Below are 17,168 nucleotides of genomic sequence, written 5' to 3' on the forward strand. Positions count from 1 at the left end.
TAGAGTAGTAATTAAAAAAAGCTTCACTTAGATTAGTGAAGCTTCTTGAAAATTATAAATAATAGGATTTCTAAGATTCTGCAGGCTTTTCAGATTTTTCAATTTTTATAGTTATTTCATTATTTTTTTTATCTAAATCCATAACAATTTTATCACCATCTTGTAATTTAGAGGTAATAATTTCTTCAGCTAAAGCATCTTCTATATATTTTTGAATCGCGCGTTTTAAAGGTCGCGCACCATATTGTTTATCAAATCCTTTTTCAGCAATAAAATTCTTAGCAGCCTTAGTTAATTTAAGCTTGTAGCCTAAGCCATCAATTCTATTTAACAATTTGTCTAATTCAATATCTATAATTTTATTGATATCTTCTTTTTCTAGCGCGTTAAATACTATCACATCATCAATTCTATTTAAAAACTCTGGTGCAAACGATTTTTTAAGTGCATTTTCAATAACACTTCTTGCATTGGCGTCTTCTTGCGATTTTTGAGATGCAGTCCCAAACCCAATTCCAGTACCAAAATCTTTAAGTTTTCTAGCTCCAATATTAGATGTCATTATAATAATGGTATTTCTAAAATCAATTTTACGACCTAAACTGTCTGTTAAAAAGCCATCATCTAAAACTTGTAATAACATATTAAACACATCAGGATGTGCTTTTTCTATTTCGTCAAGTAAGATAACTGCGTATGGTTTACGTCGTACTTTTTCTGTTAATTGACCACCTTCTTCATAGCCTACGTATCCTGGAGGTGCACCAACTAATCTAGAAATTGCAAACTTCTCCATATATTCACTCATGTCTATACGCACAAGTGAATCTTCGCTATCAAATAATTGTTTTGATAACACTTTGGCTAATTGTGTTTTACCAACTCCTGTTTGTCCTAAAAATATAAATGAACCAATTGGCTTATTAGGATCTTTGAGTCCAGCACGATTACGCTGTATAGCTTTTACCACTTTAGCAACAGCTTCGTCTTGTCCAATGACTTTACCTTTAATAAGCTCTGGTAATTGTGCTAATTTATTGCTTTCAGTTTGTGCAATTCTGTTAACAGGGACACCTGTCATCATGCTTACTACATCTGCAACATTATCTTCAGTTACTGTTTCTTTATGCTGTTTAGTGTCTTCTTCCCACTTTTCTTGAGCAATAGCTAATTCTTTTTCTAAACGTTTTTCATCATCGCGTAAACGCGCTGCTTCTTCATACTTTTGCTTTTTAACAACAGAGTTTTTAGTTTCTCTGACGTCTTCCAGCTTTTTTTCTAATTCTATAATTTGTTTAGGGACATCAATATTAGTAATGTGCACACGTGATCCTGCTTCATCTAAAGCATCAATTGCTTTGTCTGGAAGAAAACGCTCTGTCATGTAACGATTAGTTAACTTGACACAAGCTTCAATAGCTTCGTCTGTATACTCTACATTATGATGATCTTCGTATTTTGCTTTAATATTGTTTAATATCTCAATTGTTTCCTCCACAGTAGTAGGTTCAACTATAACTTTCTGGAAACGACGCTCTAATGCACCATCTTTTTCTATGTATTGTCTGTATTCATCTAAAGTGGTAGCACCAATACATTGTATTTCGCCTCTTGCTAGAGCAGGTTTAAACATATTGGATGCATCTAAACTACCAGTTGCTCCACCAGCACCAACAATAGTATGAATTTCGTCAATAAATAAAATAACGTCGTCATTTTTTTCTAGCTCGTTCATAACCGCTTTCATACGCTCTTCAAACTGGCCTCTATATTTTGTACCAGCTACTAAACTTGCTAAATCTAAAGTCACCACCCGTTTATTAAATAAAATACGTGATACTTTTTTACTAACAATACGATTAGCTAAACCTTCTGCAATTGCAGATTTACCAACACCAGGCTCTCCAATAAGTAATGGATTGTTTTTCTTACGACGAGATAAGACTTGTGAGACACGCTCAATTTCTTTTTCGCGTCCTACAACTGGATCTAATTTACCTTCTTCAGCCATAGCAGTTAAGTCGCGACCAAAATTATCTAAAACTGGTGTTTTAGATTTTTTGTTGCCTTTAGCTCCAGGTGTATTAAATATATCTTTAGAGCTAGAATCTTCAGCAGAAGGGTCATCTTGAAATGATTCTGCTTTTGGTGCTCCAGTAATATCTTCAAAATTATCGTCGTTTGTTATCATAGACTTGAATTGTTCTTTAACATTATCGTAATCTACTTTAAGCTTATTTAAAAGCTTAGTCGTAGGGTCGTTTTCGTTTCTTAAAATACATAATAATAAATGTGCTGTATTTATTGAAGTACTTTGAAACAGTTTAGCTTCTAAAAAAGTCGTTTTTAAAGCACGTTCTGCTTGTCGCGTTAAGTGCAAGTTTTTCTTTTCGTTAGAAGTTATAGTTGTGTTAGGATTAGCAGGACTTAATATCTCTACTTTACGTCTTAAATGATTTAAATCAATATCCAACGCATTTAAAATATTTATTGCTTTTCCGTTTCCGTCTCTTAATAAACCAAGCATCAAGTGTTCTGTACCTATAAAGTCGTGTCCTAAACGTAACGCTTCCTCTTTGCTATAAGCTATAACATCTTTTACTCTTGGTGAAAAATTATCATCCATAAATTTATTCCTTTCAGCTTTAAAAATAGTAAACATTATTAGTATTGGCAAAAACTATACCTTAAATAATATGTTAATTATTTACGGTTTGAATGTAATGATAAAATCAAAATAATTTGCAAGAGAGTTATTAACTAAAAAAGGGTGTTAAATTGTTAATAAAAAACATCAAAAAATAGACTTAAAAGGCTTACCGTTACTAATGAAAGTTTTATATTAGCGTGTTTTGAAATAATGAATAAAATTAATTAAATTTATATATGGCAGAAGGAGAAAAACTCATTCCAATTAACATTGAAGATGAAATGAAATCAGCTTACATAGATTATTCTATGTCAGTCATTGTGTCACGTGCTTTACCAGATGTAAGAGATGGCTTAAAACCAGTACATAGACGCGTACTTTATGGTATGCATGAACTGGGTGTAAGAGCTAACTCGGCACACAAAAAATCAGCAAGAATAGTTGGGGAAGTTTTAGGTAAGTATCACCCACATGGTGATACCTCAGTTTATGATACAATGGTTCGTATGGCTCAAGAATGGAGTTTACGTTACATGTTGGTAGATGGTCAAGGTAACTTCGGATCTGTAGATGGTGATAGCCCTGCAGCAATGCGTTATACAGAAGCGCGTATGCGTAAAATATCTGAAGACATGTTGGCAGATATCGATAAAGAGACCGTAGATCACAAATTAAATTTTGATGATACTTTAGAAGAACCTACAGTATTACCAACTCGTATTCCTGGATTGCTAATCAATGGTGCATCTGGTATTGCAGTAGGTATGGCAACTAATATGCCACCACATAACTTATCAGAAGTTGTTGATGGTACCATTGCATACATTGATAATCCAGATATTGAAATTGACGAAATTATTACACATATTAAAGCACCAGATTTTCCAACTGGAGGAACTATTTATGGTTATGATGGCGTAAAAGAAGCTTTTCATACAGGAAGAGGTCGTATTGTGATGCGTGCCAAAGCCAATATTGAAGAAGTTCAAGGACGTGAGTGTATTATAGTTGATGAAATACCATATCAAGTTAATAAAGCAGATATGATTAAAAAAACTGCTGACTTAATTAATGATAAAAAATTAGAAGGGATTTCAACTATTCGTGATGAATCTGACCGTAATGGTATGCGAATTGTATATGTTTTAAAACGTGATGCCATTCCAAACATCGTACTTAATAAGTTGTTCAAGTATACCGCATTACAATCCTCTTTTAGTGTTAACAATATAGCATTAGTAAATGGTCGTCCAGAATTATTAAATGTCAAACAATTAATACACTATTTTGTTGAACATAGACATGATGTTGTTGTTAGGCGTACGACTTATGAACTAAGAAAAGCTGAAGAGCGAGCGCATATCTTAGAAGGATTAATTATTGCTTCGGATAATATTGATGAAGTAATTAAGATTATTAGAGCCTCTTCCAATGCAGATGAAGCTCGTGCAAATTTAATAGAGCGATTTAAATTAAGCGAGATTCAAGCTAAGGCAATCGTAGAGATGCGATTAAGACAACTTACAGGATTAGAGCAAGATAAGCTAAGAAGTGAGTATGAAGACATCATGAAAACTATTGAAGATCTTAAAGATATCCTAGACAAGAAGGAGCGCAGAATGCAAATCATTAAGGACGAATTACAAGTAGTAAAAGACAAATATGGTGATGCGCGTCGTTCTCAAATAGAATATGCTGGAGGAGATTTAAGTATAGAAGATATGATTCCGGATGAACAAGTAGTCATTACTATTTCTCATGCTGGTTACATTAAACGTACCTCTTTAACAGAATACAAAACACAAAATAGAGGAGGAGTTGGTCAAAAAGCATCAACCACTAGAAATGAAGATTTCTTAGAACATTTATTTGTTGGTACAAATCACCAATACATGTTATTCTTTACCCAAAAAGGAAAATGTTTCTGGATGCGTGTTTACGAAATTCCAGAAGGTAGTAAAACTTCAAAAGGAAGAGCAATTCAAAACCTTATAAATATAGAGCAGGATGATAAAGTGATGGCGTTTATATGTACTCAAGATTTAAAAGATGAAGATTACATTAACAGTCACTATGTCATTATGGCAACTAAAAAAGGACAAGTTAAAAAGACGTCTTTAGAGCAATATTCTAGACCAAGGACTAATGGTATTAATGCCATAACAATTAAAGATGGTGATGAATTATTAGAAGCTAAATTAACTACAGGAAATAGTCAAGTGATGTTAGCGCTTAAATCTGGTAAAGCCATTAGATTTGAAGAAGCTAAAACTAGACCAATGGGTAGAAATGCATCAGGTGTAAGAGGTATTACTCTTGCTAGCGCTAAAGATGAAGTGATTGGTATGGTTACTATTGAAAGCCCACAAGAAGAAACTGTTCTTGTTGTTTCAGAGAATGGTTACGGAAAACGAACTTATATTGATGATCCAGAAGATGGTGAAGCAGTTTATAGAATAACCAATAGAGGAGGTAAAGGTGTAAAAACTATTTCAATATCAGAAAAAACAGGTAATTTAGTATCTATAAAATCTGTAACTGATACAGATGATTTAATGATTATCAATAAATCTGGAATTGCTATACGTATGGCAGTAGAAAGTTTACGTACCATGGGAAGAGCTACACAGGGTGTAAAATTAATTAATCTAAAAGGAGACGATTCTATAGCTGCAGTTGCTAAAGTGATGAAAGATGATGATGAAGACGATTTAGAAAATATTGTTGCAGACCTTGAAAACACTAACAATTCTGAAGCTGGCACAACTATTGATAATACAGATGAAGAAGAATAACATTAACTTAAAAAAAAACTTATAATGAAAAAACAATTAATACTTGCGATAGCATTACTTGTAACAGTATTTTCTTTTGCACAAAAAAAAGAAATTAAAGCATTAGAAAAAGCAGTAAAAAACAATAATTATGCTGAAGCTAAAGCTTTGGTAGGCCAACTTGAATCTATGGTAGGAACTATGGATGGCAAACTAAAAGACAAATATTACTTAGGTGCTGCAAATGCATATTTTGCAAACGGTACAGGAAGTTACGCTGACATTACTAAAGCTGTAGAATCGCTTGGTAAAATTTCAGGAAATTCTGGTGAAGCTAGTCAATTGAAGCGTGCAATAGAAAGTGATTTATTAACTAAAGCCAATAACTTTTACACATCGAAAGATTTTGAAAAGGCTGCAGTAGGTTTTGAAAATCTATATAACGTAAATAAGTCTGACCCTTCATACTTATATTATGCAGCAGTAAGTTCTATTAACGCTCAAGATATGGATGGTGCGTTAAAATATTACATAATGCTTGACGATTTAGATTATACAGGTGTAGAAAAAGAATATTATGCTACAAATGCTGCTGGTGAAGTAGAAGTTATGGATAAAGCTACCAGAGATAATTATGTAAGATTAAAAACTCACACAAATCCTGGTGAAAGAATGACAGAATCTAGAGAAGCAGAAATCACCAAGAATATTGTAATTATTTATGCTAATAAAGGAGAAACAGATAAAGCTCTTGCTTATATGAAAAAAGCAAGAGAAGCTAATCCTGAAGATTCTAATTTATTAGTAACAGAAGCAAACCTTCAATACAAATTAGGAAACACAGCTAAGTATGAAGAGTTAATTAGCGAAGCATTATCAAAAGATCCTAACAATCCAGATTTGTTATACAATTTAGCTGTATTAGCTGCTGAAGCTGGTAACGTTGTAAAAGCAAAAAAATATTATACTAAATCTTTAGATATTAATCCTAAGAACACCAATGCATTGACTAATTTAGCAGCATTAGTGCTTGCAGATGAGCAAAAAATAATTGATCAAATGAATGCATTAGGGACTTCTGCAGCAGATAACAGAAAGTATGATGAACTTAAGAATAAAAGATTAGATATATATAATGAAGCTATTCCTTATTTAGAAAGAGTTTTAGAAATTAATCCTAATAAAGAAATTGGTATCACACTTGCAAATATTTATGGTGCTATTGGTGAAGATGCTAAAGCTAAAGCATTAAGAGAAAAGTTTAATTAAACTTTAAATTCTATTAAAAAAAAGCCTTCAAATTTGAAGGCTTTTTTTATGCTAAATTATTTTTTTAATAACTCTAAGTTTATGGGTGTGTGTTCGCTTTTCGGCATTATAAATCCCTGTATGATCTAGTCTATCTATTCTTACTTTTCCGTGTGCATGAATAATATAGTTATCTTGCATGATAATACCTACGTGTATAATATTACCTTCATTATTATCAAAAAAAGCTAAATCACCTGGTTCACTTTCTTCTATAAAGCTCAGGGCTTCACCTTGAGTAGCTTGTTGCGAAGCATCTCTTAATAACTTATAACCACATAGTTTATAAACCATTTGTGTAAATCCACTACAATCTATACCTAAAGGTGTCTTACCTCCCCAAAGGTAGGGTGCATTTAAATATTTAAATGCTGTAGTAATGATTTCAGATTTTACATTTTTATAGTCAGACGATGCACCTTCAAAAGAGTGACCTAATACTCCCAAACTATTTAAGACTGAACCTAAAACAATAGTATGTAATTGATTATTTTTGTCTTGTACAAAATCTACTAGATCTGTTGATAGTTTTAAAGGTTGATTTTTTATTAACTTGTAGTGCTCTTCTGTAATTTCTAAGTATTGCTTGTTATCTATCCAACCTTCATAGCTATCATAAGCCAATCTTATTTTACTCCATTGTTTACGTTGTTCAAGGACTTTAAATATATCGCCATATAGAACTTGTGAGACTAACTCACTAGTATCAGAAGTCTCAAGCCTTAAAGGAACAATACTTAAATTACAAATTCCGAACTGCATTAGCTGTTTTTAGTATCGTTCAATAACCACAGCAGATGCGCCACCACCACCATTACAGATAGCTGCTGCACCAATTTTTGCATTATTTTGTTCTAGTACGTTAAGCAAGGTAATTAAAATCCTTACTCCAGAACACCCTAAAGGGTGACCCAATGAAACTGCTCCACCATTGACATTAACATTAGAATCGTTTAGTCCAAGTATTTTCATGTTGGCTAACCCTACTACCGAGAAGGCTTCGTTAAACTCGAAAAAATCAACATCGTTAATATTAATTCCAGCTTTATTTAAAGCTAAAGGCAAAGCTTTAGCAGGAGCAGTTGTAAACCATTCTGGTTCTTGCGCTGCGTCTGCATAACTTTTAATAGAAGCTAATGGTTTTAATCCTAATTCGTTTGCTTTGTCTTCACTCATTAAAACCATTGCACCAGCACCATCATTTATTGTTGATGCATTTGCAGCAGTTACCGTCCCTTCCTTTGTGAATGCAGGACGTAAATTTGGTATTTTATCAATTTTAACATTAGTAAACTCTTCATCTTTACTAACTATTACAGGTTCACCACGTCTTTGCGGTACTTCAACAGGTACAACTTCATTATTGAATTTACCAGAATCCCAAGCAGTAGCAGACCTTTTGTAAGATTGTATTGCAAATGCATCTTGATCTTCTCTTGAAAATTGATATTCTGTTGCACAAGCATCTGCACATACACCCATTGCATTCTGGTCATAAGCATCGACAAGTCCATCTTTTTGCATACCATCTACCAGAGTAGTTGGTCCAAATTTTGTACCAGTCCTGGCATATAAATAATGTGGAATCATACTCATATTTTCCATACCACCAGCAACAATAATATCTGTGTCACCTAATGCAATGCTTTGGGCTGCTTGCATAACAGTTTTCATACCAGATGCACAAACTTTGTTAATTGTAGTACAAGGTACTGTGTTTGGTATTCCTGCATATATAGCTGCTTGCCTTGCAGGAGCTTGTCCTGTTCCAGCTTGCACAACATTACCCATTAATACCTCCTGTACTTGCTCAGGTTTTAAATTTATTTTATCTAATGCTCCTTTAATAGCAATAGCACCAAGTTTTGGAGCAGGAACAGTACTTAACGCTCCTAAAAAGCTTCCAATTGGTGTCCTAGCTGCTGATACAATAACAACTTTTTTGCTCATAATAATAAGTCATTTAATTAAAGCACGAAATTACTAATTTTTTACCAAAATTTAGACTAAACTTAGTATTATAAGTAAATAGAAGTATTATAATTTATTACATTTGAAAAACACTAGTTTTAAGCATGAAAGACTTCATAAATTCTATATATAAAAATCACTCGCAATTTTATAAAATTCTGTTGTTTTTAGCGACAACGTTTCTAATAGTTTTTATCTTCCCAAAAAGTGGTCGTTTTAAATATAAAAATTTCGAAAAAGGAAAGCTTTGGCAATCCGAGAATTTATATGCCCCTTTTAATTTTGCTATAAAAAAATCGAATACTGAGCTTGACAAAGAAATAGCATTAATAGAATCTCAAACCACTCATTTTTTTAATAAAAATGAAAATATAGAAACAAAAGTAAAATTTGATTACGAGCAATCCTTCAGTTCAGTATTTAATGACACAATAAAAAACTACAATAAGTTAAAATTAAAGGGATCTAGTATTTTAAATGAATTATATCAATATGGTATTTTAAACGAAGATTTAAACTTAAATGAAGATAATAAAGTTGTAATTTTAGTTAATAATATCGAGAAAAAAGTAACTAAATTTTCTAATTTACAAAAGCTTGGAACCATAAAAAGCAAAATAGAAAAAGAGCTGCAAAGCACCTACTTAGAGCGCTATTCTAATAACCTAACTACGCTTTTTTTCGATATTATTAAGTCCGACTTGACATACAACAAACAGTTGTCTGATAATGTCCTTAAAGAATCTTTAGAAAAAATTTCTCAAAATAGGGGTGTCATAGATAAAGGAACTTTAATCATATCAAAAGGAGAAGTAGTTAATGATGAAAAACATCAAATTCTTACATCATTATCTAAAGAATATGAATCACAGGTTTGGAGTAAATCTAATTATAATTGGATTGTTTTAGCTTATACCTTGTTAGTAGCTTTAGCACTTTTGATGCTATTGTTATTTATTCGAAAATACAGGCTAGATGTTTATAAAAACAATACTAAAGTCACCTTTATATTTTTTAATATTCTTGTAATTGTTATGTTGACATCATTGGTAGTAAATTACAATTCAGAATATGTGTATCTGGTACCAATAGCTATTTTACCTCTAGTTTTAAAAGCCTTTTTTGATGCACGTTTAGGGTTATTTACTCATGTAATTACAGTTTTGTTGTTGGGATCTATAGTACCTAATAGTTATGAGTATATGTTTCTACAAATTATAGCAGGAATAGTTACAATTTTAACAGTATCAGAACTATATAAACGCGCAAATTTATTTATTTCAGTAGGGCAAATTACATTAGTCTACATTATAGCTTACTTTGCATTTTTTGTAATTCATGAAGCTAGTATAGATAACTTAAAATGGGAAACGTTTGGCTTGTTTATTTTATGTGGTTTAGCAACATTATTTGTGCAACCACTAATTTACATTTATGAAAAACTCTTTGGTTTAGTTTCTGATGTATCTCTTTTAGAACTTTCAGATACTAATTCTAAATTATTAAAAGAACTTTCAAATAAAGCACCAGGTACGTTTCACCATTCTTTAAACGTTGCTAATTTAGCAGAAGCATCCGCTAATGAAATTAATGCAAATGCAATGCTTGTTAGAGTAGGAGCATTGTACCATGACATTGGTAAAATGAAATCGCCAACTTACTTTACAGAAAACCAATCTTCGGGACTTAATAGCCATGATGAATTATCTCCTAAAGAAAGCGCTAAAATTATAATTAATCATGTCATAGATGGAATTGAAATAGCTAAGAAGAATAATTTACCAGATCGAGTTATAGATTTTATAAGGACACATCATGGAACAAGTCAGGTATATTATTTCTATATGAAAGAAAAAGCAAATAATAATGACGTAGACATCAATGACTTTACATACCCAGGACCTAAGCCCTTTAGTAAAGAAACTGCAATACTAATGATGTGTGACAGTGTTGAAGCAGCTTCTAAAAGTTTGAAAGAACCAACATCTAGTAAAATTGATAATTTTGTAGAAAATATCATAAATAAACAAAAGGATGACGGTCAATTCTTAAATGCAAATATTACATTTAAAGAAATTGAATCTATAAAAAAAGTGCTAAAGCGCAAGCTTGCAAATATTTACCACTTAAGAATAGAATATCCTGAATAAAAAATTAAAAAAGTAAATAAATTTGTTGTGTTATTTAGGATGATATGTTACATTTGCATCCGCAATTATTGCAATGTTCATTTTAATTGGAGAGGTGCCTGAGTGGCCGAAAGGAGCGGTTTGCTAAATCGTCGTAGGTGGAAACACTTACCCAGGGTTCGAATCCCTGTCTCTCCGCAATTCTTTTATCTATAATTGATAACCTTTTTCGGGGTGTAGCGTAGCCCGGTTATCGCGCCGCGTTTGGGACGCGGAGGTCGCAGGTTCGAATCCTGCCACCCCGACTTTTCAGAGTTAAGGGCTCTTAGCTCAGCTGGATAGAGCACCTCCCTTCTAAGGAGGCGGTCGAAGGTTCGAATCCTTCAGGGCTCACTTAAAGCTTCACTTTTTTAGTGAAGCTTTTTTGTTTTATGGAAAATAAATAATAATCTGATAATCAGTTATTTGATTAGAATGATTCCAATTAACTATGCATTTCATCGAAAAAATTAACTTTTAATAGATAATTATAATTTAAATATTATTTTTGCAGTCCCAAACAGCTTGACTTGTCAAGTTTTAAATTTTAAGACAATGAATAACCTACTTAAATTCTCGGCATTTTTATGCCTAATTTTTATTGCTTCTAGTTGTACTACAGAATCATTAGATGATTCTTTAAACGAAAGTATTGTAAGTCCTGAAGCTGCTCAAGCGAATCAGACTTGTAGTAATCAAAATCCCCAATCTAAGTTAGTTAACAATGGATCGGTAAACTTTACTTTTGTTATTGTAGATTCTAATGCAAATACCATTCAAGAACAAAATATAGTTCCAGGGGGAAGTTCTTCTTGGTTAACGTTTAATGATGGTGAAACAACCTTTAGTATACAAAGTTCTACATCTGGAATATCTGATAGTAAAGTGATTTTAGACATGGATACTTGTACTGAAGTAGAAATAATTATTAACTCTTCAAATTCTGTAGAGGTTCCAATTATTCAGACTTTAAATTAAATTTTAGTACAAAATATTATAATTTTTAAATTATCAAGATTGGTGGTAAAAAACAAATAGTTTTTACCACCTTCTTTTATTTTAAGTTTATTTCTAATTTGTGCAACTGTTTCTGGAAAATGTCTAGTGGTTACATTTGCTTGATTTAAGCCAATAATTTTGTGATAAGATTTTTTATTGTAAGGTAGAACAGTTTCAATTTTAAACCGTCTACCAGGAAATTTAACCAACTCTCTACTTGTATATAAATGTGAGTGTTTATGTATTTTTAATACATCTAACTGTTTTGATAATGTATTAAATGCACCTGATTTTAAAATAGCGCTATTAGGCTCATACAAATAAGTTAAGGGTAAACTATAGTCTACTTCAGTAGCTTTTTCTTTCTCATATATAAAATTAAATTCCTTGTATTCATCATTTTTAATATCTACTGTGTTGATACTAATTTGACCTTTATAATTAGCTTCTAATATCCAAAGTAATTCTTTTACCTCATTGTTTACTGCAATACATTGGATAGTCTTGACATTACTTAATTCATTTATACCAGAAGATATATCTAACAAAGGAGATGTTTTAATCATTATATTTTTTGAATAATTAAGTAACAAATCTATATGATTTGGTACATTTGGTAAACAGTCTTTTAAGAGAAAAACCTTTCCTTTAGAATCATTTCGTCTAGATGGGTCTATATAAATCCAATCGAAGGTTTGGTTTAATTTTTTTAAAACCTCTAACCCGTTTTCAGAATAAAAGGTCAGATTCTGTGTGTTTAAAACCAATGCATTATGCCTTACAATTTTTGATAAGTCTTGGTTTAATTCGCAATGAATAACTTGTTTAAAATGTTTAGAAAAATAATAAGTATCAACACCAAATCCACCAGTTAAGTCAATTAAAGATTGTCCAAAAATTAGATTAGATTTATATTCTGCTGTAGTTTCAGAAGAGGTTTGCTCGATATTAAGTTTTGGAGGATAGTATATGTTTTTAGTGCTGAACCATGTTGGTAGTTTTTTTCTTGATCTACTCTTAGATTCAATTTGATGTAAAATATCTTGTTGTATGTCTTTAGGAAATGGTATGCCTTTTAATACTAATTCTGAAATATTAGTATTTAAATTTTCGTCTATAAAGCGTTGTATATCTTTATGTAATATAGTTTTATTAAAACTAATCATCTAACCCTTCAGTCAATTTATTTACAACTCTATATTCAGATAAAAACTCTTTAGCAATAACTTTTAAAGCAGTGTAAGCAGGAATTGCTACAATCATACCTACAATTCCGAAAAGTAAACCAGCAATGATTATAATTAAAAAGATTTCTAAAGGGTTAGATTTTACACTTTTTGAAAATATTAATGGCTGACTGAAAAAGTTGTCTACTAATTGCGCAATAACAAAACCAAACATAACATAAAGCGTTTTAGGTAGTATTACATCACTAAAACTTTGTCCTAAATTACTAGACATACTTAATAATACCAGTACAAATGCACTAATTATTGGTCCTACGTATGGAATAATATTTAATAAGGCACATAGTGTAGCTATTATTACTGCATTTTCAATACCGAAAATTAATAATATTACTGTGTATATTACAAATAGGATAGTAAGTTGCAATAGTAAACCTCCAAAATATCTAGTTAATAAATCACGAATGGTAACAAAAGATTTACGTAGTCTTTTATCATGTTTTTTGGGTAGTATAGTCAATAAACCAGAGCTCATGATTTTGCTATCTTTTAAGAAGAAAAAAGAAATAAATAACACAGAAAACAACCCTATACTAAAGCTTCCAAATCCAGAAATTATTGCATTGACAAAATCTGGTATGATTCCAAAATTTATTTTAGACATATATTTAGAATCTTTTATGGATTGTTCAACCTCGTTAGTGTTTAATCCAAAGTGGCTAATACCTTCCTTGTATAAGTTTTCAATATTGGCTTGTAAAGTATCAATATCTAATAATGATAAATTCTGACCTTGCTCTATAATTAAAGGAATAAATAAACTAATAATTCCGAAAATAATTATTAAAAACACAAGCATTGTTGTCACTACAGCAAGTGTATCTGGGAATTTGAATCTACTTTTTAAAAACACAACTATTGGTCTACCTAATAGCGATATTATTCCTGCAATTACTAAATAAACTATAACAGATTGAATTTTATACAGAAACCACAGTAATATAACAATACCAACTATTATTGATACTGCGCGAAGAATTCCGTTAGTTATAGTTTTTGATGTCATGATGTAAATATAAAATTTTTGATTTTTAATTTATCAATAACTGCTTAGTAATTTCATAAAGTGCAATACTGGTTGCTTGTACGACATTCATACTGCTATTATTGCCAAACATATCTATATGTAGAATGTCATGGCTTATATTTAAGATGTCTTCTGTGACTCCGAAATTTTCATCGCCAATAATTAAAGCTATGGGTTGTTGATTTTTAATTTTGAAATTGTGTAAAGCTTTACTAGTAGTTGTAATTTCTAATGAAATAATTGTATAACCTTCTGACTTCAGCGTTTTGATTAACTCTAATGATGATTCTCTTACTTCATAGTTTACAACCTTTTCTGTAGCACGAGAGGTTTTGGTCATTTTTCTACCTAGAGGAATATCGTTTCCACAAAATACTAATTTTTCTACTCCAAATGCATCACAAGTTCTAAATAAACTACCAATATTAGGAGCATTAGTAACATGTTCTGCAATAACAGTAATAGGAAACTGTTGTTGTTTGAAGTTGGTTGTATAATGGGTTAATTGCAATATAGTATCAAATTTAAGTTCTTCTTAATTTTCAAAAGCATATTTTACAATATTAGCACCCATTTTTAAAGCTTTTAGGCGAACATCCTCTGGATCGTTGTGTACTTCTTGGTCTTCCCAACCATCTCCTAAATCAGACTCAAAAGTAAATAAAACTACTAATCGCTCTTTATGATATAACCCAAATGCTTGTGGACGTTTACCATCATGTTCATGAATTTTTGGCAAGCCATCTTTAAAGTCAAAAGCACTACTAAATATAGGATGTGTATTTGCTAGTTCTTGCAACTCTTGATTTGGAAATATTTTTTTCAGCTCTTTTGTAATGTAGGGTTGCATACCATAGTTATCGTCTATGTGCAAAAACCCACCAGATTCTAAGTAGTTTCTTAGATTTACCACCTCATCTTCATCAAAAACAACATTCCCATGACCAGTCATATGTAATAATGGAAATCTAAATATATCCACACTTCCCGCTTCAACCGTTTCTGGTTTTTTGTTCATTTGTGTATCTATATTGTCATTACAAAACTGTATTAAATTTGGTAAAGCTGTAGGATTACTGTACCAATCTCCACCACCATTATACTTTAAAATAGCCAGATCTTGTCCAATTAAAGAGACAGCGTAAAAGAGAAAAGTAACAAGTAAAACAGTTTTTTTCATTATTTATTCATTTACAAAAGCAACACTATGACAGGCTACAATTGCAGCAGTTTCGGTGCGTAGTCGTGTGTCACTCAAAGTTACAGGAATAAATTTATTTTGGATAGCTTTTTCTATTTCTTTAACAGAAAAATCGCCTTCTGGTCCAATTAAAATAGTGACTTCGTTATTGGTTGACAATTGAGATTTAAGTGATTTTTTATCTGTTTCTTCGCAATGTGCAATAAATAATTGACCTGAAAACACTTTAGTTATATAGTCTTTAAAAGCAATTGGTTGATTTAAAGTAGGGTAGTAGCAACTTAAAGATTGCTTCATTGCAGATTGTATGATTTTTTCAAAACGCTCTATCTTAACAGTTTTTCGCTCTGAATGGTCGCAAAAAATAGGTGTAATACTTGTCACACCAATTTCTGTTGCTTTTTCCAAAAACCATTCATATCGATCATTCATTTTTGTTGGTGCAACAGCAAGATGTAATTTGTAATTACTAGGTTTTTGTAAGGTAGCTTCAATTATATTAACCATACAGTTTTTTTGCTCTGCTACTGCTATTTCTGCTTTAAGCAGATAACCTTTACCATTAGTAATATGTAATATATCTCCAAGTTGCTTTCTTAGCACTTTTACAATGTGTCTACTGTCCTCTTTTGGAAATGCAAATTGCTTGGTAGTATTATCAATATTTGGATTGTAAAATAGCTGCATTACTTTTTATCAATAACTTTTAAAACTTTAATTTCTTTAATCTTTTTAATTCTTTCAGTTTTTAAAATAATATAAAAGCTATTGGTTTCAGGTACTCTGACTGTATAAATAGTGTTTAATTTATTATCTAAATTAAAGGCTTGCTCTTCAACTTCAACTGGCATCGAACCTTCTTTTAACCACCCAGAGTCACCACCACGTTTGGCATTTCTGTCCATAGAATACCGCTTAGCTAAATCGTCAAAACGAATTCCGTCTTCATAAGATTTTAAAATATCATTTTTGTAATCTACAATTTTTGAGGCTTCTAGTGTATTACCATCAAAGTATATATAGCTGATACGATAATGTCTTTCATCGGATTTTGAAATAACTTTGTAATGTGTAGTATTAAATTCTGTTTTAACCGTTTCTGTACTACCAACGCTTGTATTTAAAAGAGCTGTAGCTAATTTAGTTTTATGTTTCTCTTCGTTAAACACTAAAATTTTATTTTTTCTAGATTTTTTAGTTTCTAAAAATTTTTCGGCTTGTTCAACTGTTGTAATGGTATCTAATTCTTTTTTGACAGAGGTTTGGGCAATAGTAGATACAGTTAATAAGCAAATAGCGAGTTTAAGTAGGTTTTTCATTGTTTTAAATTAATTTGTTTCAGCAAAAAAACAAAAAAATACTATTTAAATAAATATAATTAATAAGGTTATTAACAAGGGTTTTAACAATGTTAAGATTTCTTGATTTTTAAGGAGCTCAACAGCGCTTTTGTAATTAAAATTAATAAGAAAATTATGTTAGCAATAATAAATATTAAACCTACAACAATTAAAGAATTATTTTGAAATAACAAATCATCAAATAACGAAAAATTCTTTTTTTCAGTGTTCCAAAAAGATATTATATAAATAAGTAGTACGCTAGATAGCAACTGAAATAAACCATGAAAATTTATTTGTTTTAATAAACTTATTTTCAGTAATGAATTAAAGACAATATAAAGGAAGACTATAAATGAACTTATTAAAAGTAGTGTTTCATAAACATGTTTATCAGCAACCACATAATAAGTATCATAAATATTAATAACTATTTCAGTATTTTTATTTGATATAAGATATGCCAATAACAATAGTATAATT

13 protein-coding genes and 3 tRNA genes are annotated in these 17,168 nt (G+C 31.0%); 7 read left to right on the top strand and 9 right to left on the bottom strand.

Annotation, left to right across the window (positions count from 1 at the left end; translation table 11 throughout):
* Positions 1 to 70: 70 nt before the first annotated feature.
* Positions 71 to 2,626, bottom strand: coding sequence for an ATP-dependent Clp protease ATP-binding subunit (locus Ollyesu_RS11735; RefSeq protein WP_279303075.1), 2,556 nt, complete (start codon positions 2,624 to 2,626; stop codon positions 71 to 73).
* 260 nt (positions 2,627 to 2,886) lie between these two features.
* On the opposite strand from Ollyesu_RS11735, the gene gyrA reads away from it, so the two are divergent.
* Both gyrA and Ollyesu_RS11745 read left to right on the top strand, forming a co-directional pair.
* A complete protein-coding gene (gene gyrA / locus Ollyesu_RS11740; RefSeq protein ID WP_279301413.1) occupies positions 2,887 to 5,445 on the top strand; it encodes a DNA gyrase subunit A in 2,559 nt (852 codons plus the stop codon).
* A 24-nt stretch (positions 5,446 to 5,469) separates the two neighbouring features.
* On the top strand, positions 5,470 to 6,693 hold the full coding sequence (locus Ollyesu_RS11745; protein WP_279301414.1) for a tetratricopeptide repeat protein: 1,224 nt from the start codon (positions 5,470 to 5,472) through the stop codon (positions 6,691 to 6,693).
* Positions 6,694 to 6,744: 51 nt separating this feature from the next.
* Here the strand turns inward: Ollyesu_RS11745 and Ollyesu_RS11750 are convergent, their stop codons facing one another.
* Together Ollyesu_RS11750 and Ollyesu_RS11755 are read right to left on the bottom strand one after the other, a co-directional pair.
* Positions 6,745 to 7,494, bottom strand: coding sequence for a C40 family peptidase (locus Ollyesu_RS11750; protein WP_279301415.1), 750 nt, complete (start codon positions 7,492 to 7,494; stop codon positions 6,745 to 6,747).
* A 9-nt stretch (positions 7,495 to 7,503) separates the two neighbouring features.
* The gene (locus tag Ollyesu_RS11755; protein WP_279301416.1) at positions 7,504 to 8,682 is read right to left on the bottom strand and encodes an acetyl-CoA C-acyltransferase; all 1,179 of its coding nucleotides are present in this window, start codon (positions 8,680 to 8,682) and stop codon (positions 7,504 to 7,506) included.
* Positions 8,683 to 8,807: 125 nt separating this feature from the next.
* Between Ollyesu_RS11755 and Ollyesu_RS11760 the strand changes: the two genes are divergently transcribed.
* The 5 genes from Ollyesu_RS11760 (at position 8,808) to Ollyesu_RS11780 (ending at position 11,849) form a co-directional block, all read left to right on the top strand.
* Complete coding sequence (locus tag Ollyesu_RS11760) at positions 8,808 to 10,853, top strand: HDIG domain-containing metalloprotein (protein ID WP_279301417.1); 2,046 nt, start codon at positions 8,808 to 8,810, stop codon at positions 10,851 to 10,853.
* 88 nt (positions 10,854 to 10,941) lie between these two features.
* Positions 10,942 to 11,030 (top strand) — tRNA-Ser (locus Ollyesu_RS11765).
* A gap of 32 nt (positions 11,031 to 11,062) precedes the next feature.
* A tRNA-Pro gene (locus Ollyesu_RS11770) sits at positions 11,063 to 11,137 on the top strand.
* Between the two features lie 14 nt (positions 11,138 to 11,151).
* A tRNA-Arg gene (locus Ollyesu_RS11775) sits at positions 11,152 to 11,225 on the top strand.
* Between the two features lie 201 nt (positions 11,226 to 11,426).
* On the top strand, positions 11,427 to 11,849 hold the full coding sequence (locus Ollyesu_RS11780; protein WP_279301418.1) for a hypothetical protein: 423 nt from the start codon (positions 11,427 to 11,429) through the stop codon (positions 11,847 to 11,849).
* Here Ollyesu_RS11780 and Ollyesu_RS11785 read toward each other — a convergent pair.
* Genes Ollyesu_RS11785 through Ollyesu_RS11810 form a run of 6 tightly spaced genes read right to left on the bottom strand, consistent with a single transcriptional unit; the run spans position 11,846 to position 16,664 of the window.
* Positions 11,846 to 13,036, bottom strand: a complete 1,191-nt coding sequence (locus tag Ollyesu_RS11785) for a class I SAM-dependent methyltransferase (protein ID WP_279301419.1) — start codon at positions 13,034 to 13,036, stop codon at positions 11,846 to 11,848. The genes Ollyesu_RS11780 and Ollyesu_RS11785 overlap by 4 nt on opposite strands.
* Positions 13,029 to 14,123: an AI-2E family transporter gene (locus Ollyesu_RS11790; RefSeq protein WP_279301420.1), complete on the bottom strand. Its 1,095-nt coding sequence runs from the start codon at positions 14,121 to 14,123 to the stop codon at positions 13,029 to 13,031. Before Ollyesu_RS11790 ends, Ollyesu_RS11785 begins: the two co-directional genes overlap by 8 nt.
* A 25-nt stretch (positions 14,124 to 14,148) precedes the next feature.
* Positions 14,149 to 14,655 (bottom strand): TrmH family RNA methyltransferase, encoded by a 507-nt coding sequence (locus Ollyesu_RS11795; protein WP_279301421.1) that lies wholly within the window; start codon positions 14,653 to 14,655, stop codon positions 14,149 to 14,151.
* 24 nt (positions 14,656 to 14,679) lie between these two features.
* Positions 14,680 to 15,324, bottom strand: a complete 645-nt coding sequence (locus tag Ollyesu_RS11800; RefSeq protein ID WP_279301422.1) for a DUF4159 domain-containing protein — start codon at positions 15,322 to 15,324, stop codon at positions 14,680 to 14,682.
* Between the two features lie 3 nt (positions 15,325 to 15,327).
* Positions 15,328 to 16,032, bottom strand: coding sequence for a 16S rRNA (uracil(1498)-N(3))-methyltransferase (locus Ollyesu_RS11805; RefSeq protein WP_279301423.1), 705 nt, complete (start codon positions 16,030 to 16,032; stop codon positions 15,328 to 15,330).
* Positions 16,032 to 16,664, bottom strand: a complete 633-nt coding sequence (locus tag Ollyesu_RS11810) for a peptidylprolyl isomerase (protein WP_279301424.1) — start codon at positions 16,662 to 16,664, stop codon at positions 16,032 to 16,034. Before Ollyesu_RS11810 ends, Ollyesu_RS11805 begins: the two co-directional genes overlap by 1 nt.
* Positions 16,665 to 17,168 lie beyond the last annotated feature (504 nt).

It is taken from the genome of Olleya sp. YS (assembly GCF_029760915.1).
GTDB lineage: Bacteria > Bacteroidota > Bacteroidia > Flavobacteriales > Flavobacteriaceae > Olleya.

Coding starts and splice junctions, on each gene's coding strand:
- Ollyesu_RS11735 (WP_279303075.1), bottom strand. CDS start 2,626: ATGGATGATAATTTTTCACCAAGAGTAAAAGATGTTATAGCTTATAGC.
- gyrA (WP_279301413.1), top strand. CDS start 2,887: ATGGCAGAAGGAGAAAAACTCATTCCAATTAACATTGAAGATGAAATG.
- Ollyesu_RS11745 (WP_279301414.1), top strand. CDS start 5,470: ATGAAAAAACAATTAATACTTGCGATAGCATTACTTGTAACAGTATTT.
- Ollyesu_RS11750 (WP_279301415.1), bottom strand. CDS start 7,494: ATGCAGTTCGGAATTTGTAATTTAAGTATTGTTCCTTTAAGGCTTGAG.
- Ollyesu_RS11755 (WP_279301416.1), bottom strand. CDS start 8,682: ATGAGCAAAAAAGTTGTTATTGTATCAGCAGCTAGGACACCAATTGGA.
- Ollyesu_RS11760 (WP_279301417.1), top strand. CDS start 8,808: ATGAAAGACTTCATAAATTCTATATATAAAAATCACTCGCAATTTTAT.
- Ollyesu_RS11780 (WP_279301418.1), top strand. CDS start 11,427: ATGAATAACCTACTTAAATTCTCGGCATTTTTATGCCTAATTTTTATT.
- Ollyesu_RS11785 (WP_279301419.1), bottom strand. CDS start 13,036: ATGATTAGTTTTAATAAAACTATATTACATAAAGATATACAACGCTTT.
- Ollyesu_RS11790 (WP_279301420.1), bottom strand. CDS start 14,123: ATGACATCAAAAACTATAACTAACGGAATTCTTCGCGCAGTATCAATA.
- Ollyesu_RS11800 (WP_279301422.1), bottom strand. CDS start 15,324: ATGAAAAAAACTGTTTTACTTGTTACTTTTCTCTTTTACGCTGTCTCT.
- Ollyesu_RS11805 (WP_279301423.1), bottom strand. CDS start 16,032: ATGCAGCTATTTTACAATCCAAATATTGATAATACTACCAAGCAATTT.
- Ollyesu_RS11810 (WP_279301424.1), bottom strand. CDS start 16,664: ATGAAAAACCTACTTAAACTCGCTATTTGCTTATTAACTGTATCTACT.